15 protein-coding genes and 2 pseudogenes are annotated in these 14,154 nt (G+C 68.0%); 12 read left to right on the top strand and 5 right to left on the bottom strand.

What is annotated here, in order from left to right:
• Positions 1-13 precede the first annotated feature (13 nt).
• The 4 genes from AC0Z36_RS04320 (at position 14) to AC0Z36_RS04305 (ending at position 2,432) form a co-directional block, all read left to right on the top strand.
• On the top strand, positions 14-802 hold the full coding sequence (locus tag AC0Z36_RS04320; RefSeq protein WP_485461306.1) for a DUF5984 family protein: 789 nt from the start codon (positions 14-16) through the stop codon (positions 800-802).
• A gap of 11 nt (positions 803-813) precedes the next feature.
• Positions 814-1,056, top strand: coding sequence for a GNAT family N-acetyltransferase (locus AC0Z36_RS04315; protein WP_485461305.1), 243 nt, complete (start codon positions 814-816; stop codon positions 1,054-1,056).
• A gap of 7 nt (positions 1,057-1,063) precedes the next feature.
• The gene (locus AC0Z36_RS04310) at positions 1,064-1,468 is read left to right on the top strand and encodes a hypothetical protein (RefSeq protein WP_485461304.1); all 405 of its coding nucleotides are present in this window, start codon (positions 1,064-1,066) and stop codon (positions 1,466-1,468) included.
• 109 nt (positions 1,469-1,577) lie between these two features.
• Positions 1,578-2,432 carry an MOSC domain-containing protein gene (locus tag AC0Z36_RS04305; protein WP_485461303.1) on the top strand — a complete coding sequence of 285 codons (855 nt, stop codon included), beginning with the start codon at positions 1,578-1,580 and terminating at the stop codon, positions 2,430-2,432.
• 55 nt (positions 2,433-2,487) lie between these two features.
• On the opposite strand, the gene AC0Z36_RS04300 is transcribed toward AC0Z36_RS04305, so the two are convergent.
• Positions 2,488-3,429: a beta-ketoacyl-ACP synthase III gene (locus AC0Z36_RS04300; RefSeq protein ID WP_485461302.1), complete on the bottom strand. Its 942-nt coding sequence runs from the start codon at positions 3,427-3,429 to the stop codon at positions 2,488-2,490.
• Between the two features lie 125 nt (positions 3,430-3,554).
• Here AC0Z36_RS04300 and AC0Z36_RS04295 point away from each other — a divergent pair, with 125 nt between their 5' ends.
• Positions 3,555-4,163, top strand: coding sequence for a TetR/AcrR family transcriptional regulator (locus AC0Z36_RS04295; RefSeq protein WP_485461301.1), 609 nt, complete (start codon positions 3,555-3,557; stop codon positions 4,161-4,163).
• Between the two features lie 158 nt (positions 4,164-4,321).
• Here AC0Z36_RS04295 and AC0Z36_RS04290 read toward each other — a convergent pair whose 3' ends face one another.
• From AC0Z36_RS04290 to AC0Z36_RS04280, 3 genes are all read right to left on the bottom strand, one after another.
• Positions 4,322-5,536 (bottom strand): NsdA family TPR-like regulatory protein, encoded by a 1,215-nt coding sequence (locus AC0Z36_RS04290; RefSeq protein WP_485461300.1) that lies wholly within the window; start codon positions 5,534-5,536, stop codon positions 4,322-4,324.
• Positions 5,537-5,676: 140 nt separating this feature from the next.
• Positions 5,677-6,108 carry a hypothetical protein gene (locus tag AC0Z36_RS04285; RefSeq protein WP_485461299.1) on the bottom strand — a complete coding sequence of 144 codons (432 nt, stop codon included), beginning with the start codon at positions 6,106-6,108 and terminating at the stop codon, positions 5,677-5,679.
• 56 nt (positions 6,109-6,164) lie between these two features.
• Complete coding sequence (locus tag AC0Z36_RS04280; protein ID WP_485461298.1) at positions 6,165-6,902, bottom strand: SAM-dependent methyltransferase; 738 nt, start codon at positions 6,900-6,902, stop codon at positions 6,165-6,167.
• Between the two features lie 422 nt (positions 6,903-7,324).
• On the opposite strand from AC0Z36_RS04280, the gene AC0Z36_RS04275 reads away from it, so the two are divergent.
• The 7 genes and pseudogenes from AC0Z36_RS04275 to AC0Z36_RS04245 form a co-directional block, all read left to right on the top strand.
• Complete coding sequence (locus AC0Z36_RS04275; RefSeq protein ID WP_485461297.1) at positions 7,325-8,716, top strand: ATP-binding protein; 1,392 nt, start codon at positions 7,325-7,327, stop codon at positions 8,714-8,716.
• Positions 8,713-9,153, top strand: coding sequence for a roadblock/LC7 domain-containing protein (locus tag AC0Z36_RS04270; RefSeq protein ID WP_485461296.1), 441 nt, complete (start codon positions 8,713-8,715; stop codon positions 9,151-9,153). Before AC0Z36_RS04275 ends, AC0Z36_RS04270 begins: the two co-directional genes overlap by 4 nt.
• A complete protein-coding gene (locus AC0Z36_RS04265; protein WP_485461295.1) occupies positions 9,150-9,509 on the top strand; it encodes a DUF742 domain-containing protein in 360 nt (119 codons plus the stop codon). Before AC0Z36_RS04270 ends, AC0Z36_RS04265 begins: the two co-directional genes overlap by 4 nt.
• Positions 9,490-10,113: a GTP-binding protein gene (locus AC0Z36_RS04260; protein WP_485461294.1), complete on the top strand. Its 624-nt coding sequence runs from the start codon at positions 9,490-9,492 to the stop codon at positions 10,111-10,113. Before AC0Z36_RS04265 ends, AC0Z36_RS04260 begins: the two co-directional genes overlap by 20 nt.
• Entirely contained in the window at positions 10,113-11,303 is a 1,191-nt protein-coding gene (locus AC0Z36_RS04255; protein WP_485461293.1) for a cytochrome P450 family protein, read from the top strand. Before AC0Z36_RS04260 ends, AC0Z36_RS04255 begins: the two co-directional genes overlap by 1 nt.
• 51 nt (positions 11,304-11,354) lie before the next feature.
• Positions 11,355-12,596, top strand: a complete 1,242-nt coding sequence (locus tag AC0Z36_RS04250; RefSeq protein ID WP_485461292.1) for a cytochrome P450 family protein — start codon at positions 11,355-11,357, stop codon at positions 12,594-12,596.
• Between the two features lie 251 nt (positions 12,597-12,847).
• A pseudogene (locus tag AC0Z36_RS04245) lies at positions 12,848-12,958 on the top strand (SDR family NAD(P)-dependent oxidoreductase); the annotation flags it as partial.
• A 102-nt stretch (positions 12,959-13,060) separates the two neighbouring features.
• Here AC0Z36_RS04245 and AC0Z36_RS04240 read toward each other — a convergent pair.
• A pseudogene (locus AC0Z36_RS04240) lies at positions 13,061-14,023 on the bottom strand (amidohydrolase); the annotation flags it as partial.
• Between the last annotated feature and the right edge of the window lie 131 nt (positions 14,024-14,154).

Raw genomic sequence — 14,154 nt, 5'->3', positions numbered from 1 at the left:
ACATGGTTGCGCCATGCCCCACCTGCGTTTTCCTTTCATCCTGCGCCCCATCGACAAGGTTGCGCCCTGGGGAAGTGAGACACCCTGCCTGCACTGGTTCGGCCTGACGGACGGCTGGTACGGGATTGAAGTCGGCGACCACGAACTCCTGCGCTACTCCGAACAGGCTTTGCAACGTTTGCGCGTGGAGGATCCCGGCGGCAGGGAACACCCGTACGTCGATTACTACGTCGTCCGCCTCTGGGAAGACATGCTCGAACTGCTCCCGACGGCGCTGGAAGTGGTGCCGGGTGACCTTGTCGATTTCATCGCCGACGACGAGTCGTTCACGTGGCCGGAGGACAGTCCGGCCGCTGATGCCGCGCTGAGCTGGCGTAGTGGCCACGTCCTGAACGGGAGCTACCTGAACGCGGCGCAGCACATCCGTTGCTGGCGTACAGTCCGCGCGGCTTCGGACGTGCTTACTGCGGACGTGATTACTGTCGCGTGGGAGAACCCGGCTGACAAAAAGTTCGAGTACGCCGCTCCGCAGACTGGCCAAGTCACCTTGCCGACACATGAATTCATCGATGCTGTACGGGAGTTCGATCGAACGCTGATCGCCGCAATGGGGGAGCGGGTCAAGGACCTGGAACGCACCGGCGGGCCGCCCGGTGTCGAACTTGATCTGCATCAGCTCGCGGCGGAGCATCGCGTACGGTCGACATCGCTGCAAAGTGCGTGGGACTTCACGCCGACGACCAATTGGGACGCTGTACGAGCCGGGGTTCATGAACTGAGGGCCCAGTCGACCGCACGCTAAGGAGCTGACCCATGGACTACATGATCGAATCCCCAGCCCAAGGCCAGGGCGCTGGAAGCCGAATGATGAGCGAGTTCATGAGGTGGGCGGGAGCCACACCGATGCGCCTGTGGGTAACGGCCTACAACGAGCAGGCCCTCCGCTTCTACCAGCGCCACGGTTTCCGGCCCACCGGTGAACAGGAGCTGTGGCGGGGCAGGTTGCCGAACGTACGTATGGCTCGTGATTCCTTGCGCGCCGAGGGTGCTGGATGATCGACTCATGCAGGTCAAACTCAAGAAGATCATGAAGCTCGCCGACGACTTCCACCTGGCCCTGGTCCGGACCCAGGACGGGGAGATCACTGTGCGCTGGTGCGGCGATCCGGAAGCCCCGCCCGGTTCGTACTTCATCGAATGGACAATCGACGACGACCTCCGCTGGGGTGAGAACACCAAGCCGGCCGCTGTCGAGGAGTCGGGAGCGTACGAAGCGGACGACCGCATCATCCTGCGGGGACGGCTCGACCTGGAACCTGACATGGCGTTCCTGGAGCTGTACGGCAAGATCATCCCGCTGGACATCGCCGTCGCCCCGCCCGAGAGCATCAGCGGCACCTGGGTCGAACTCACCGTCGAGCGGGAGAAGGCCGCGCTCTACCCGTACGATCTCGAACCAGAGGCCTGATGAGAAGCGTCGGTCTGAGTTCTGAAACGGGTGCCGAAACAGGCCCTGATCAGCGCGGCAGCGGATAATTCGAACGCCAGACCGGCGGGCACCGGTACGCTCACCCCTCATGGGAATTACCGTGCACGCGCTCGCCTACTATCCGATCAAGGGCTGTGCCCGTACCGAAGTCGAATCCGCGCAGGTCGGCGTGATGGGTCTGGCGCATGACCGGACGTTCATGGTCGTCGACGCGGCCGACGGGAGCTTCCGCAGTCAGCGGAAGCTGCCCGCGATGGCCGTGATCCGCCCCGAAGTCCTCGACGGCGGTACGGCGCTGCGCTTGTCCGCACCCGGTGTTGAGAGCCTCCGGGTCGAGGTCGATCCAGCCGGCGAGCGGCGTCCCGTCAGCATGTTCGACCGGCCGCTGGGGGACGCCGTCGACCAGGGCGGTGCCGCCGCCGAGTGGTTCTCCGACGTACTCGGCGCGCAGTCCCGGCTGGTCCGCGTGCCGTCGGACTTCGACCGGGACGGGTGGGGCGAAACCCCCGGCAAGGTCGCCTTCGCGGACGGGCACGCCGTACTCGTAACGTCATTGGCCGCGTTGGACGAACTCAACAAGCGCATCGGCGATGCGGCGGACCTCCACAGTGACCGCATCGGCGACGCCGCGGTCCCCATGGAGCGTTTCCGGCCCAACATCGTCCTGACCGGCAGTGACGAACCGCACTTCGAGGACCGCATCCGCAGCATGACCATCGGCGGCGTCGAACTCGCGTACGCGACCAAGGCCATCCGCTGCAACGTCACCCTGGTCGACCAGCCCACCGGGCGTCGCGCCGGTCCGGAGCCGATCCGTACGCTCGCGACCTACCGACGCGAACCCGAGTTCAAGAACGGCGTCAGTTTCGGGGCGAAGAACGCGGTCGTACGCAATGGCTCCCTCGCCGTCGGCGACGAGGTTCACGTGGGTGTCTGGGCCTGAGCTTTGTTCACTGGCTGAGCATTGAGCGGATGGACGTCCACGGCGAACAGTGGCGTCACGGGCAGGTGACAACCTGTGCCGCCCACGACAGTCCGCCACCGAAGCCGAGCAGCAGCACCCGGCCGCCGGACGGGATTTCGCCGCGTTCGACCAGCTTGGCCAGCGCGAGCGGCACGGACGCGGCCGACGTATTGCCGGACTCTACGACGTCCCGGCCGACGACCACGCTCTCCGGCAGACCGAGTTGGCGCACCACGGACTCGATGATGCGCAGGTTCGCCTGGTGGGTGACGACTCCGGCCAGGTCGGCGAGCTCAACACCGGCGCGGGCACACGCTTCCCGGGCTACCGGGGCGAGCTCGGTGGTGACCCAGCGGAAGACCGTCTGGCCTTCCTGGGCGAAGCGGGGTTGCCATTCGTCGACGAGGCGTACGGCGTTGGAGCGGGTGGGGTCGGAGCCCCAGACCACGGGGCCGATCCCGGCCGTCTCCGCGGCGCTGATCACCGCGGCGCCCGCACCGTCGCCGAGTAGGACGCAGGTGTTGCGGTCGGTCCAGTCGGTGATGTGCGACATCTTCTCGGCACCGATGACCAGGGCGTGCCGGGCTGCTCCCGCGCGCACCGTGTGGTCGGCGGTGGCGAGTGCGGTGGTGAATCCGGCGCAGCCGTTGTTCAGGTCGTAGGCCACCGCGCACGGGATGCCGAGACGGCCGGCGACCTGGGCGGCGGTCGACGGAATGCGGTCGATGGCGGTGCAGGTCGCCACGGTGACCAGGCCGATGTCGGCGGGGTCCAGGCCGGATGCGGCGAGCGCTTTGGCGCCGGCACCGGTCGCCAGGTCGGTCACTGACTCGTCTTTGGCGATGTGGCGGGTGGTGATCCCGGTGCGCTGGCGAATCCACTCGTCACTGGTGTCCACCATGGTGGCCAGCTCGTCGTTGGTCAGGATATACGACGGCTGATAGTGGCCCAGAGCGGTGATGCGGGATCCCGACACGGTTTGTCTCCTTGGTGCGGTCGCGGCAGTGCGGGTTGAGACCGCCCTGGTAGAGGCGCTGCGGGGGAATATAGCAACCGACCGATCGGAAGGTAAACAGCGCGTGTATGGCTACGATAGCGATCATGAGCCCACGCAGGTCCGCCGCCGAAGCCCGCTTGACCCGCGATCGGATCATCGATCGCAGTGTCGCGATCGCTTCAGTCGACGGGCTGGACGGGCTGACTATAGGGCGGCTCGCAGCCGACGTGGGCATGAGCAAGGCGGGAGTGCTCGGGCACTTCGGCACCAAGGAGGCGCTCCAACTCGCTGCTTTGGAGCGGGGATCGGAGATCTTCACCCGCGCGGTGTGGGAGCCCGCCGTGCACACGAGACCCGGTCTGACGCGGCTCCGCGCTGCTTGTGAGGCTTGGATCACTTACTTGGAGCGCGAAGGCGGTGCTTTCCCCGGCGGCTGCCTCTTCACCACCGTCTCGGTGGAGTTCGACGCGCGCGGCGGCCCCCTCCACGATGTGGTGGCCCATCTCTTCTCGCTCTGGCGCCGCCGCTTGATCAACGAGCTGCAGATCGCCGTCGACACCGGCGAGATCGCGCCGGAGACCGATCCCGAACAGGTCGCTTTTGAACTTGTCGGGCTCTACATGGGCCTCAACCAGGCGATCCAGCTGTTCGCCGACACGTCGGCCCCTGACCGCACGAGACGGGCACTCGTCCGACTGTTCGCGACAAGCTAATCGCGTACGGATTTGTCGGGTACGGGGTTATCGGGTACGGGGTTATCGGGTACGGGGTTATCGGGTACGGATTTGAGCCACGGGCAACGCCGGCTGTCCATGGCGTGGAGGACAGCCCGTCGCCCGACCTCACCAGCGCCACGTCGATCAGGTTGGTGTCAGACCCGCGCAAGCGCGACCGACAACCCTGAGCGGAACTTCGCCACCTCCGCGGGCGGCCGGGGTCCGGTGGTGAGGCGGCGGTCGAGCATCCGCAGTGAGCGGAGGGTGCGTACGGATCCGACGCTCGACGTCAGCGCCAATGCGGCGGAACCCTCCACGGCGGCTTCGACCGGCCGTCCGTCTGCGGCGTAGGCCAACGCCAGCCAGCTGCGGGAGAGTTGCTCATCCTGGCGGTAGTCCGCCGGCCAGGCCGCGAGCGCTTCGGTGAGCAGTCCGGCGGCGCGGGTCGGGTTTCCGAGGTGGAACAGGCAGTACGCCTCATGGGCTTGGACGTAAGTAGGGGTGCAGTGGTGTCCCACTGTCTCCGCGTCGTTGGCCGCTCCGGCCCCGTCGGCCTGTTCGACAAGCCGGTAGGCGGTCCGGAGGGCTGCGGCGCAGGCCCGGGAGTCACCGGCGAGCGCGTGGCTCTGGGCGCTGCGTACCGCGGACAGCGCACGGTCCCGGTCGCCCGCGGCGGAGGTGGACCACGCGGCGTCGGCCAGGTCGCGTGCGGTGTGGGCGTCGTGCCGGTCCACGGCACGGTGTGCCTGGCGCATCAGTACGTACGCTTCTAAAGATTTGTTGCCCGTCGCCCGGGTGAGATCGAGGGCCCGGCTCAACCAGTAGTCGGCGTCTTGGGCGTTGCCGAGGTTTTCCGCGGTCCAGCCGGCGAATTCCGCCCAGCGGGCCTCGACGTCCAGGAGGCCGATCCTCGTGCCGTCGTCGGCGTGCCGCTGGAATGTGCGGATCACGTCCATCTCCCGCGTCACCGACTCGTGGATCCGCAGCGGGCCGAGGGCGTTGTGCGCGATCGACAAGGTGTGGAGCAGGTTGTTCCAGTGCGGGACGAGCGCGGGGTCGACATCCGTCGCGCGTAAGGGTTCCGGTGTTGGTGCCACGGCGTCCTGCGGCAGCGTCCGGAACAGCGTTGTGGCCGGGATTTCGAACAGGTGCTCAAGGACGCGTCGGGTGTCCCGCTGCGGAGTTCTGACCAAGTCCCCGCGCATCCACCGGTCGAAGCTGCGTCGTGACACGAGCACATCCGCCAAACGCCGCTCGCCCGTACGGCCCGCGAGTTCGCGGGCGGCCCGCCCGAAGTGGACGCTGAAAGTCTCGACGGTGGTCCAGTCGCGTTCCTGCACCAGTCGCCGGAAGAGGGTGGTCTGTGTCATCGTCGCCCCTCTCCCCACCGTGTTGATCAGCCTACGCACTGTAGGACCTCATGATCTGGCGCAGCATACCGAGATCACCTAGTGGGCAGTGCTGCGCTGGTGAGTGCCTGCGGATCTCCGCCCCGTCTTTCCCAGGCAGACTAGACGCGGGGGTCCGCGAGGAGGGCCGTGCGGTTGGTTGCGACGTCGAACCCGAGGACCGGATGACCGAAGTCGTGCTCCGGGGTCATGAGTACGGGTTTGCCCAGTCCGTGGCCGATCGCCCGGAAGAATCCGCACAGGGTGTCGAGGCGCTCCTGGCCCTGCAACTCCCGCAGGTCGACGTCGAAGTCGATCGTGTCCGCCGACCGGGGCCGGAAGATCGCCAGGACTCCCGGTGCGGGCCACACCTTCAACTCGACTGAGTCCATCCCGGCGGTACGCGACAGCACCTCCGTCGCTGGGGGGAGCGGCACGGCCACGTAACCCTCGGCGTACTCCCACACCCACCCGCTCGACCGGACCAGGTCGAAGACCGCCTGCCAGTCGTCGACTGACGCGTCAGGGACGCACACATCAGCCAGCGAACCCATCGGATCAGGGTCGAAGAATTTCCGGACGTCATTCCACTGGAGATCCGGTGTCCCAGTCACTCGGCGCTCCGGCGCAGGACCAGAGTCACAAAGCCAAAGGTGTCCCGGTAGCCCCGCAACCATTCGGTGCGATGGTTGGCCGCGGCCGCGAGTGCGTCGCCGCTGTCCGGGCTCTGCGGGTGGTCCAGGCCCCACGCGGCGAGCGAACCGGTCCAGGACCACTCGTAGTCGTCCAACTCGTGGCGTGTGCTGACGTGCCCGTACACCGGTGTCCACCCGTCGGCGACGACCCGGTCCACGGTGGTGGCCAAGTCGGCGAAGTCGCCGAGCATGTCGATGGATTCCTGATCCGGTTCACGTGCCCAGAATCCGTCGCCGACGACGACACGCCCGCCGGGGGCCAGGTGCTTGGCCGCTGCCGCGAGGGTGGGGATCAGGCCGCCGAAAGCATGCGTGGCGCCCACGCTGAGCACGACATCGAAGGGGTGGGGGGAGGCGAACCCGGCGGCGTCCTGCTGGTGGAGGACGAGCCGTTCCTGAGCGCCGGCGGCCGTGGCTGCGGCACGGGCGTGTTCCAGGGCGACTACGGAGGTGTCGACTCCCTCCGCCAGCACCCGCGGACGGGCCGCCAGGGTGCGCAGCAGCCATTCCCCGCCGCCGCAGCCGAGGTCGAGTACACGTTCGTCGCCGTGCTGGACGGTTCGATCCAGTAGGCGACGCACCGACTCGTCGCTGAGCGGAGCGGGGATGGGGTGGTCGGTGTGCGTGAGCCTGGAGATTCGGTGGCGATCCATGCGCGCAGCGTGCCAGGGGCGGTCGTCGGTCGCATCTGCTTTTCGGCAGCGGCGGCGGGCTGTCACCGGTGCCGCCCGATTCGATCATGCGCGGAATGCTGTGGAATCCGGCCTTGGCGTCAATCGGTGAGTGCAAGGTCGCTGTCGGCCCGCACCAATCGGCGGTGAGTGCAAGGTCGCTGTCGGCCCGCACCAATCGGCGGTGAGTGCAAGGTCGCTGTCGGCCCGCACCAACTGGAGCTCCCGGCCAAAGTGGCCACAAAGTGGCCCTACTTCGGCGTACCTCCGCCACCTGGAACCGAGGACGCTGGAGGACGGTCAGGTGCCGGAACCCTGACCACCTGTTCGCGCCCTCCACTTCCGAACCATTGCGCCCGCGTCCGAGGCTTTGCGCCGCAGTCGCTGCGTGCTTGAGGTACTGAATGACATCCATACCCGACTCGGCGGCCTGGCTCCTCCTGCTGCCGACGGTTCCCGCAGGGCTTGCCGCGTGGCGGTACCGGCGGTCCGCCGTGGCGAACGAGGGCCGCGTCCGGGTCCTGGAAGACGCGGCACGGCTCCATGACCAGGCAGTACGGGTGCGGGACGAGGAACTGCGGTATCTCGCCGAGCACCGGGTGCCCGCACTCATGAACGGGCTGTGGCGGGGGCGGCAGGAGGAAGCCCCCGGGCTGTTGCACCCCCAAGAACTGGCGGGGACGCCGTTCGCCGAATCCCAGGAAGCGGTGCTCGCACAGTTCCGGGATGTGCGGGTGCAGGCGGTCGAGCGGGCCGAGGGCGCGGCGCAGACCGCGGTCAAGACTGTGACCCGGTCGATGCAGGGGCTGCTCAACGAGCAGCAGGGCGCGATCATCGACATGATCAACCGTCATGATGACGAGCGTGTCCTGGCCGACGCGAACGCGATCGACCACGCAGGGAACCAACTGGCCCGCCGCGCACAGGTCTTCGCCGTACTCACCGGTTCCTGGCCGGGCCGTCAGCGCGTCGCCTCCCCGATCCTCGACGTCGCCCGCGGCGGCGTGTCCCGGATCCGGGACTACCACCGCGTCAAGATAACCGGCGACCCGGGTGTCTCAGTCGTCAGCCGGGCCGTCGAGCCGGTGGTCCTGGCCGTCGCCGAACTCCTCGACAACGCAGCCCGGCACTCCGAGCCCGGCGCGGACGTCCACGTGTGGTTCGTCCAGGCCCACAACGGTGTGAGCATCGTCATCGACGACGCCGGAGTCGGCCTGAAGCCGGAGGACCGCGACCAGGCCGCCCGGCTGCTGACCGGCGAGAAGCCCGTACGGCTCACAGAGTTGCGCAACCCACCGAAGCTTGGATTCGCGGCGGTGGGCGTGCTCGCCGCGCGGTACGGCTTCCGGGTGAGCGTGGAGCAGGAATCGGACTACGGCGGCGTCCGGGCGGTTGTGTACCTGCCGCGGAACCTGCTGACGGCTGTTCCGGGGTTGCCCGCGGTCGCACCGCAGGTCGTCGAACCGCCGTTCGAGTTTGAATCTTTGAGTACGGTCGACCAAGCGGCACCTGAGGCGACTCGTGCGGTCGCTGAACCCCAGCCCGAGCTTGACCCGGACCCGGGTCCGGACCTGGACCTGGACCCGGGTCCGGACCTGGACCTGGACCTGGACCTGGACCGCCGCCCCGACGGGCTCCCGCAGCGCCGCCGGCACCAGCCGAAACCAATCTCCGCCCAGGACCACCCGGGCATGCAGACTCCCACCGCCCCGGGCCGCAGCCTGGGTGCGTTCGTCCGGGGACGCGAGGCCGCCCTGCGGTCGCAGACGTCCGATGAGAGGACCCCTGAGCAATGACGACCACCCCCGGCGCCGATCTCAGCGGGCTCGGCTGGATCCTCGACGAGCACCTGCTCCGCCTGCCGCACACCCTGCGCGCCATCCTCCTGTCCGCGGACGGTCTGACCGTCGCGACCTGCCGGGACATGGACCGCGACATGGCTGACCGACTGGCCGCCGCGGTCTCCGGCATGCAGGCGCTCAGCCGCGAGGCCGCGGAGTTCGCCGACTGCCAGGACACCCCGTGGGAACTGACGATGATTCAGTACGGGGGAGGTTATTTGTTCTTCATGGCAGCGGGACCCGGCACCTACCTGGCGCTGTCCGCAGGATCCGGCGCGGACGTCGAGGCCGTGTCCTACGCGATGGAGAAGACCATCGACCGCCTCGGGCAGGAGATGGCCTTGGCCGTACGGCCCACACCTGGACAAACTGGCCCGAACGCCGGGTCATGAGCCCGGCCCGGCGCGGCCGGGACAGCGGACTCGTCCGACCGTACGTCGTCACCGGCGGCCGGTCGGCCCCCAGCCGCAACCACTTCGACGCGATCACCCTGGTCAAGGTCCACAACGATCTCCCGCGCACTGGACTCACCCCCGAACAGAACCGCGTCCTGGACCTGTGCCTGCCCGGGGCCCTCTCGGTGGCGGAGATCGGCGCGCACCTGGACCTGGCACTCAGCGTCCTGCGCATCATCCTCGCCGACCTCATGGAGAGCGGCCAGATAACCACCCGGGCCACGATCCTGGCCGCCCGGAAGCCAGACCGACAGCTCCTGGAGGCACTCCTCAATGGACTCCGCGCCCTCTAGCCCGGCGATGTCCAGGCAGACCAACCCCGCGGCCGGAACCCACCTGCGAGGCGACGAGACCGCCGTCAAAATCGTCATCGCGGGCCACTTCGGCGTCGGCAAAACAACCTACGTCGGCACGCTGTCGCAGATCCGGCCGCTGAGCACCGAAGAGGTCATGACCGCGGCGAGCGTCGACACCGACGACCTGCGGGACGTCCCGGCGAAGACCCGCACCACGGTCGCGATGGACTTCGGACGGCTGCACCTCACGGACAATCTGGTGCTCTATCTCTTCGGTGCCCCCGGCCAGCCGCGCTTCCTCCCCGTACTCACCGATCTGACCCGGGGTGCCCTCGGGGCACTGGTCCTGGCCGACACGCGTCGACTCGGCGAGAGTTATCCGGTGATCGGGCGGCTCGAAGAGCTCGACCTTCCGTACGCCGTCGCCGTCAACGTCTTCCCCGGCGCTCCGGTCTACGGCCTTGAACAACTGCGCGAAGCGATGGACCTTGAACCGCACACACCGCTCGTCGTCTGCGACGCCCGGGACCGGGACAGCGCCAAGGCCGCCCTCATCCACCTCGTTGAGTACCTGCTGACCTTGCACCCGGAGCCTGTGTGATGACCCTTGTCCCTTTGTACGGCCCGGTGTTCAGCACGAACCCCCGCGCCGTGTACGCACAACTGCGCGCCCTCGGCCCGATCGCGCCGGTTGAGATCTCTCCAGGAGTCGCCGGACAGATCACCACCACCTACCGGTCCGCGCTGCACCTGCTGCGCAACACCCCCACCGTCTTCGCCAAGGACCCCCGTAACTGGGCGGCGCTGCGCGCCGGACAGGTGCCCGCGGACAGCCCGGCGCTGGCGATGATGCAACCCCGCGACAACGCGCTGTGGCTGGACGGCGAGGCGCACGCACGACTGCGCGGGTCCATCACCGGCAGTCTCGAACTGGTGGACACCCACGCCCTGGCCACGACCGTCACCCGCGTCGCGGACGCCCTCATCGACGGCATAGCCGGGCAGGGGCACGGTGACCTGGTCGCCGACTTCGCCGGGCCGCTGCCCATGCAGGTGCTGATCGAGATGTTCGGCAGTCCGCCGGACGTCGGCCGCCGCATCGTCCAGGCCATCGCGAAACTGTTCGACACGGCGGCGGACGCCGCGCAGGCCAACTCCGAGTTGGAGGCAGCGTGCCTGGAGCTGTGCCGGCTGAAACGCCGCCAACCCGGGGCGGACGTCACCTCCTGGCTGATCGCCCACCCCGCCCGGCTGACGGACGCCGAGATGATCCAGCAGATCCTGCTGGTGGTGGGCGCTGGAACCGAGCCGAGCTCCAACCTGATCGCCAACGCACTGCTGCTGATGATCGCCGACAAGCGGTTCGGCGGAAACGTCCACACTGGAGTCCAGCCCGTCGGCGAAGCCCTCGACCACGTGCTGTGGGAGGACCCGCCGATCTCGAACTACAGTCCCCTGTACGCCCGGGAGCCGCAGACATACGCTGGAGTCCGCCTTGAGCCCGGTGTGCCGATCCTTGTCTCCTTTGCTGCCGCGAACAGCGATCCCGCGCTCGCCGCGACCGCCGACCGCCGCGCTGGAAACCGCGCGCACCTGGCGTTCAGCGCGGGTGTTCACGGGTGCCCCGCACCGGACTTGGCCCGGGTCATCACGGAGACCGCCGTCGAACGCATACTCGACCGACTGCCGGACCTGACCTTGGCCTGCCGCCATGACCAACTCGTCCGGCGGCCGGGGACGTTCCACTCGGGCTGGACCGCAGTGCCGGTGACGTTCCCGACCACTGGCTAGAAGGCCAAGTACCTACCCGACCTCCACCTCATAACCAGAAAGCGAAAAACCATGACTGCTGAGACGCCGACCGCAGGCTGCCCCTTCCGCATAGACCCCACTGCGTCCGACATCCACGGCGAGGCCGACCAACTGCGCGCCGCCGGCCCCGCCACCCTGGTGGAACTGCCCGGCGGGGTCGTCGCCTGGTCGGTCACCGACTCCGGGCTCGCCAAACGCTTCCTGACGGACAAGCGCATCTCCAAGGACGCACACCAGCACTGGCCCGCATACAGCAACGGCGACATGCCGGAGAAGTGGCCGCTGCGGATCTGGGTCGACGTACGGAATGCCCTTACCGCGTACGGCACTGAGCACACCCGCCTCCGCCGGCTCATCGGCACCGCGTTCAGCGCTCGCCGCGTCCGCGAGCTCATTCCGGTGATCGAGCAGATCACCAACGACCTCCTCGACAAGATCGAGGCCGGCGAGGACCAGGTCGACCTGCGCGCGGAGTTCGCCTGGGTGCTCCCGCTCCTGGTCGTCAACAGGCTGCTCGGTGTGCCCGAGGACATGCACAACGGGTTCCGCAGCGCGATCAACGGCCTGTTCGCCACCGACCTCACCGAAGAGCAGGCGCTGACGAACGGCATGGCCGCGTACAAGCTGCTCGGCGAGCTTGTCGCGGTCAAGCGCGCGACCCCCGGCGACGACGTCACCAGCGGACTCATCGAAGCCCGCGACGAGGAGACCGGTGCCGGCCTGTCCGAGCAGGAACTGCTCGACAGCCTCATGCTGCTGATCGGCGCCGGGCACGAGACCACCGTGAACCTGCTCGACCACGCTGTGGTCAACCTCCTCGACAACCCCGGGCAGTTGGCGCTCATCCGCGCGGACAAGGCGGAGTGGGCCGACGTGGTCGAGGAGTCGCTGCGCCATCAGGCGTCGATCGCCAACATCCTGATGCGCTTCGCGGTCGAGGACATCACCGACGAGGAGACCGGCCTGACGTTCAAGCAGGGCGACGCGTTTGTCATCAACTACGCGGCGATCGGCCGCGACCCGGGCGTACACGGTGAGAACGCGGCCGACTTCGAGATCACCCGCGAGACCCGCCGTGACCACCTGGCCTTCGGCTTCGGCACGCACTTCTGCCTCGGGGCGGAACTGGCCCGCATCGAGGCGCGGATCGCGTTGTCGGCGCTGTTCGACCGTTTCCCGGAACTGACGCTGGCCGCGCCTTCGGACACGTTGCGCCCGGTGGAGTCGTTCATCTCGAACGGGCACCAGACGTTGCCGGTGGTACTGCGGTAGTCGGAGGGTGAGCGGGGGTTCCCCCGCTTGCCCGTGTCGACCAGGCTTCGGTCGACCAGGCTCCGGTCGACCAGGCTCCGGTCGACCAGGCTCCGGTCGATCATGCTCCACATGCTGTGGAATCGAGCGCAGGACAGCATTCCGAGCATGATCGACGCGGATCCCGGGGCACCAAGCGCCGTGGCAGCCCGCGAAACGCGCTGACTGATTCCCGCCAGCACATGTTCCCCGACGCAACATTGCTGGTGCACATGAACGAACTCGCAGGAAGAGTAGCCCTCATCACCGGTGGCAGCCGCGGCATCGGTGCGGCAACCGCCCGCAGGCTCGCCGAGTGCGGAGCCGACGTCGTCTTCACCTACCGGCCCCACCGGCACGGGCGTGTCGAGCACGCTCGGAATGTCGTGGAATTCCCTATTCTCCGCGCCGAACTGTTCGGCAGGCGCAGCGAGGGTACGGAGCGTCGCGTCCGCGTCGTTCACCAAGATCGGGAACGACTCCAGCGGCGTGATGTCAGGCTCTCTTTCGGCACCGGATGCGGCGGCTTCCGCCCGTACGATCCGCTCGACCGCACTGAGCAAGCGGGTCCTGACCGGCTCGTTGTAGGCCCGGATGTTCACCTTCAACTCGGCCTCGCCCGGGATGATGTTGCCCTTCGTGCCCGCGTGGAGCGAGCCGACGGACACCACTGCCGTATCCATGGGGGAGACCTCACGGGACACGATGCTCTGGAGGCGCAGCACTGTCGCGGCGGCCATGACCACCGGGTCGATGGACGACTGCGGCATCGATCCGTGGCCTCCGCGTCCGTACAGTTGTACGCGCAATCCGTCGGCGGACGAGAACGTCGGACCGGCGTGGCAGGCGAGCATTTCGGCGGCCATCGGGATGACGTGCTGGCCCAGGACGACGTCCGGCGTCCCGAAGCGCTCGAACAGGTTGTCGTCCACCATCGCCTGCGCGCCGTGCCCGATTTCCTCAGCGGGTTGGAAGACGGCCAGCACGGTGCCCGACCACTGGTCGCGGTTGTCCGCGAGCAGGCTGAGCGCGCCAAGCAGACACGTGACATGCATGTCGTGGCCGCACGCGTGCATCACCGGGACTTCGTTGCCGTCGGGGTCGACGCCGGTGTCCGTTGACGCGTACGGCAACCCGGTGTGTTCCCGTACGGGAAGGGCATCGAAGTCCGCGCGCAACAGCACCGTCGGGCCCTCGTTGTTGTGCAGCGTCGCGACGACGCCCGTCCGGCCGACGCCGGTGGTCACCTGGTAGCCGAGGGTTTCGGCACGGCGGGCCACTTCGGCAGCCGTACGGTGCTCAGCGAAGGACAGTTCGGGATGCGCGTGGAGGTCGCGGTAGAGATCGGTCAGGTCGTCGCGTATCGCGTCGAGCCCGGCGAGGATCTGCTTGCGTGCGGTGGCTGCCATGGGTCTGACCCCATAACTTCGGTGTGTCCTGGCCAAGGAGGCCGCTTTTGCATGACACGTGCAAGTTAGGACCACCTGCTCGGGTGACGGGAAGTCAGCCGGTGGGGAGTGCCGGCCCCGGGACTCCGGTG

The sequence above is a fragment of the Kitasatospora sp. UYEF31 genome (genome assembly GCF_057291755.1).
The sequence above is the reverse complement of the archived record's forward strand: the minus strand, read 5'-3'. Positions and strand labels throughout refer to the sequence as shown.

Excerpts from the sequence above, each read along its gene's own strand:
- AC0Z36_RS04320 (WP_485461306.1), top strand. The coding sequence starts at position 14 with ATGCCCCACCTGCGTTTTCCTTTCATCCTGCGCCCCATCGACAAGGTT.
- AC0Z36_RS04315 (WP_485461305.1), top strand. The coding sequence starts at position 814 with ATGGACTACATGATCGAATCCCCAGCCCAAGGCCAGGGCGCTGGAAGC.
- AC0Z36_RS04310 (WP_485461304.1), top strand. The coding sequence starts at position 1,064 with ATGCAGGTCAAACTCAAGAAGATCATGAAGCTCGCCGACGACTTCCAC.
- AC0Z36_RS04305 (WP_485461303.1), top strand. The coding sequence starts at position 1,578 with ATGGGAATTACCGTGCACGCGCTCGCCTACTATCCGATCAAGGGCTGT.
- AC0Z36_RS04295 (WP_485461301.1), top strand. The coding sequence starts at position 3,555 with ATGAGCCCACGCAGGTCCGCCGCCGAAGCCCGCTTGACCCGCGATCGG.
- AC0Z36_RS04290 (WP_485461300.1), bottom strand. The coding sequence starts at position 5,536 with ATGACACAGACCACCCTCTTCCGGCGACTGGTGCAGGAACGCGACTGG.
- AC0Z36_RS04285 (WP_485461299.1), bottom strand. The coding sequence starts at position 6,108 with ATGGGTTCGCTGGCTGATGTGTGCGTCCCTGACGCGTCAGTCGACGAC.
- AC0Z36_RS04280 (WP_485461298.1), bottom strand. The coding sequence starts at position 6,902 with ATGGATCGCCACCGAATCTCCAGGCTCACGCACACCGACCACCCCATC.
- AC0Z36_RS04275 (WP_485461297.1), top strand. The coding sequence starts at position 7,325 with ATGACATCCATACCCGACTCGGCGGCCTGGCTCCTCCTGCTGCCGACG.
- AC0Z36_RS04270 (WP_485461296.1), top strand. The coding sequence starts at position 8,713 with ATGACGACCACCCCCGGCGCCGATCTCAGCGGGCTCGGCTGGATCCTC.
- AC0Z36_RS04265 (WP_485461295.1), top strand. The coding sequence starts at position 9,150 with ATGAGCCCGGCCCGGCGCGGCCGGGACAGCGGACTCGTCCGACCGTAC.
- AC0Z36_RS04260 (WP_485461294.1), top strand. The coding sequence starts at position 9,490 with ATGGACTCCGCGCCCTCTAGCCCGGCGATGTCCAGGCAGACCAACCCC.
- AC0Z36_RS04255 (WP_485461293.1), top strand. The coding sequence starts at position 10,113 with ATGACCCTTGTCCCTTTGTACGGCCCGGTGTTCAGCACGAACCCCCGC.
- AC0Z36_RS04250 (WP_485461292.1), top strand. The coding sequence starts at position 11,355 with ATGACTGCTGAGACGCCGACCGCAGGCTGCCCCTTCCGCATAGACCCC.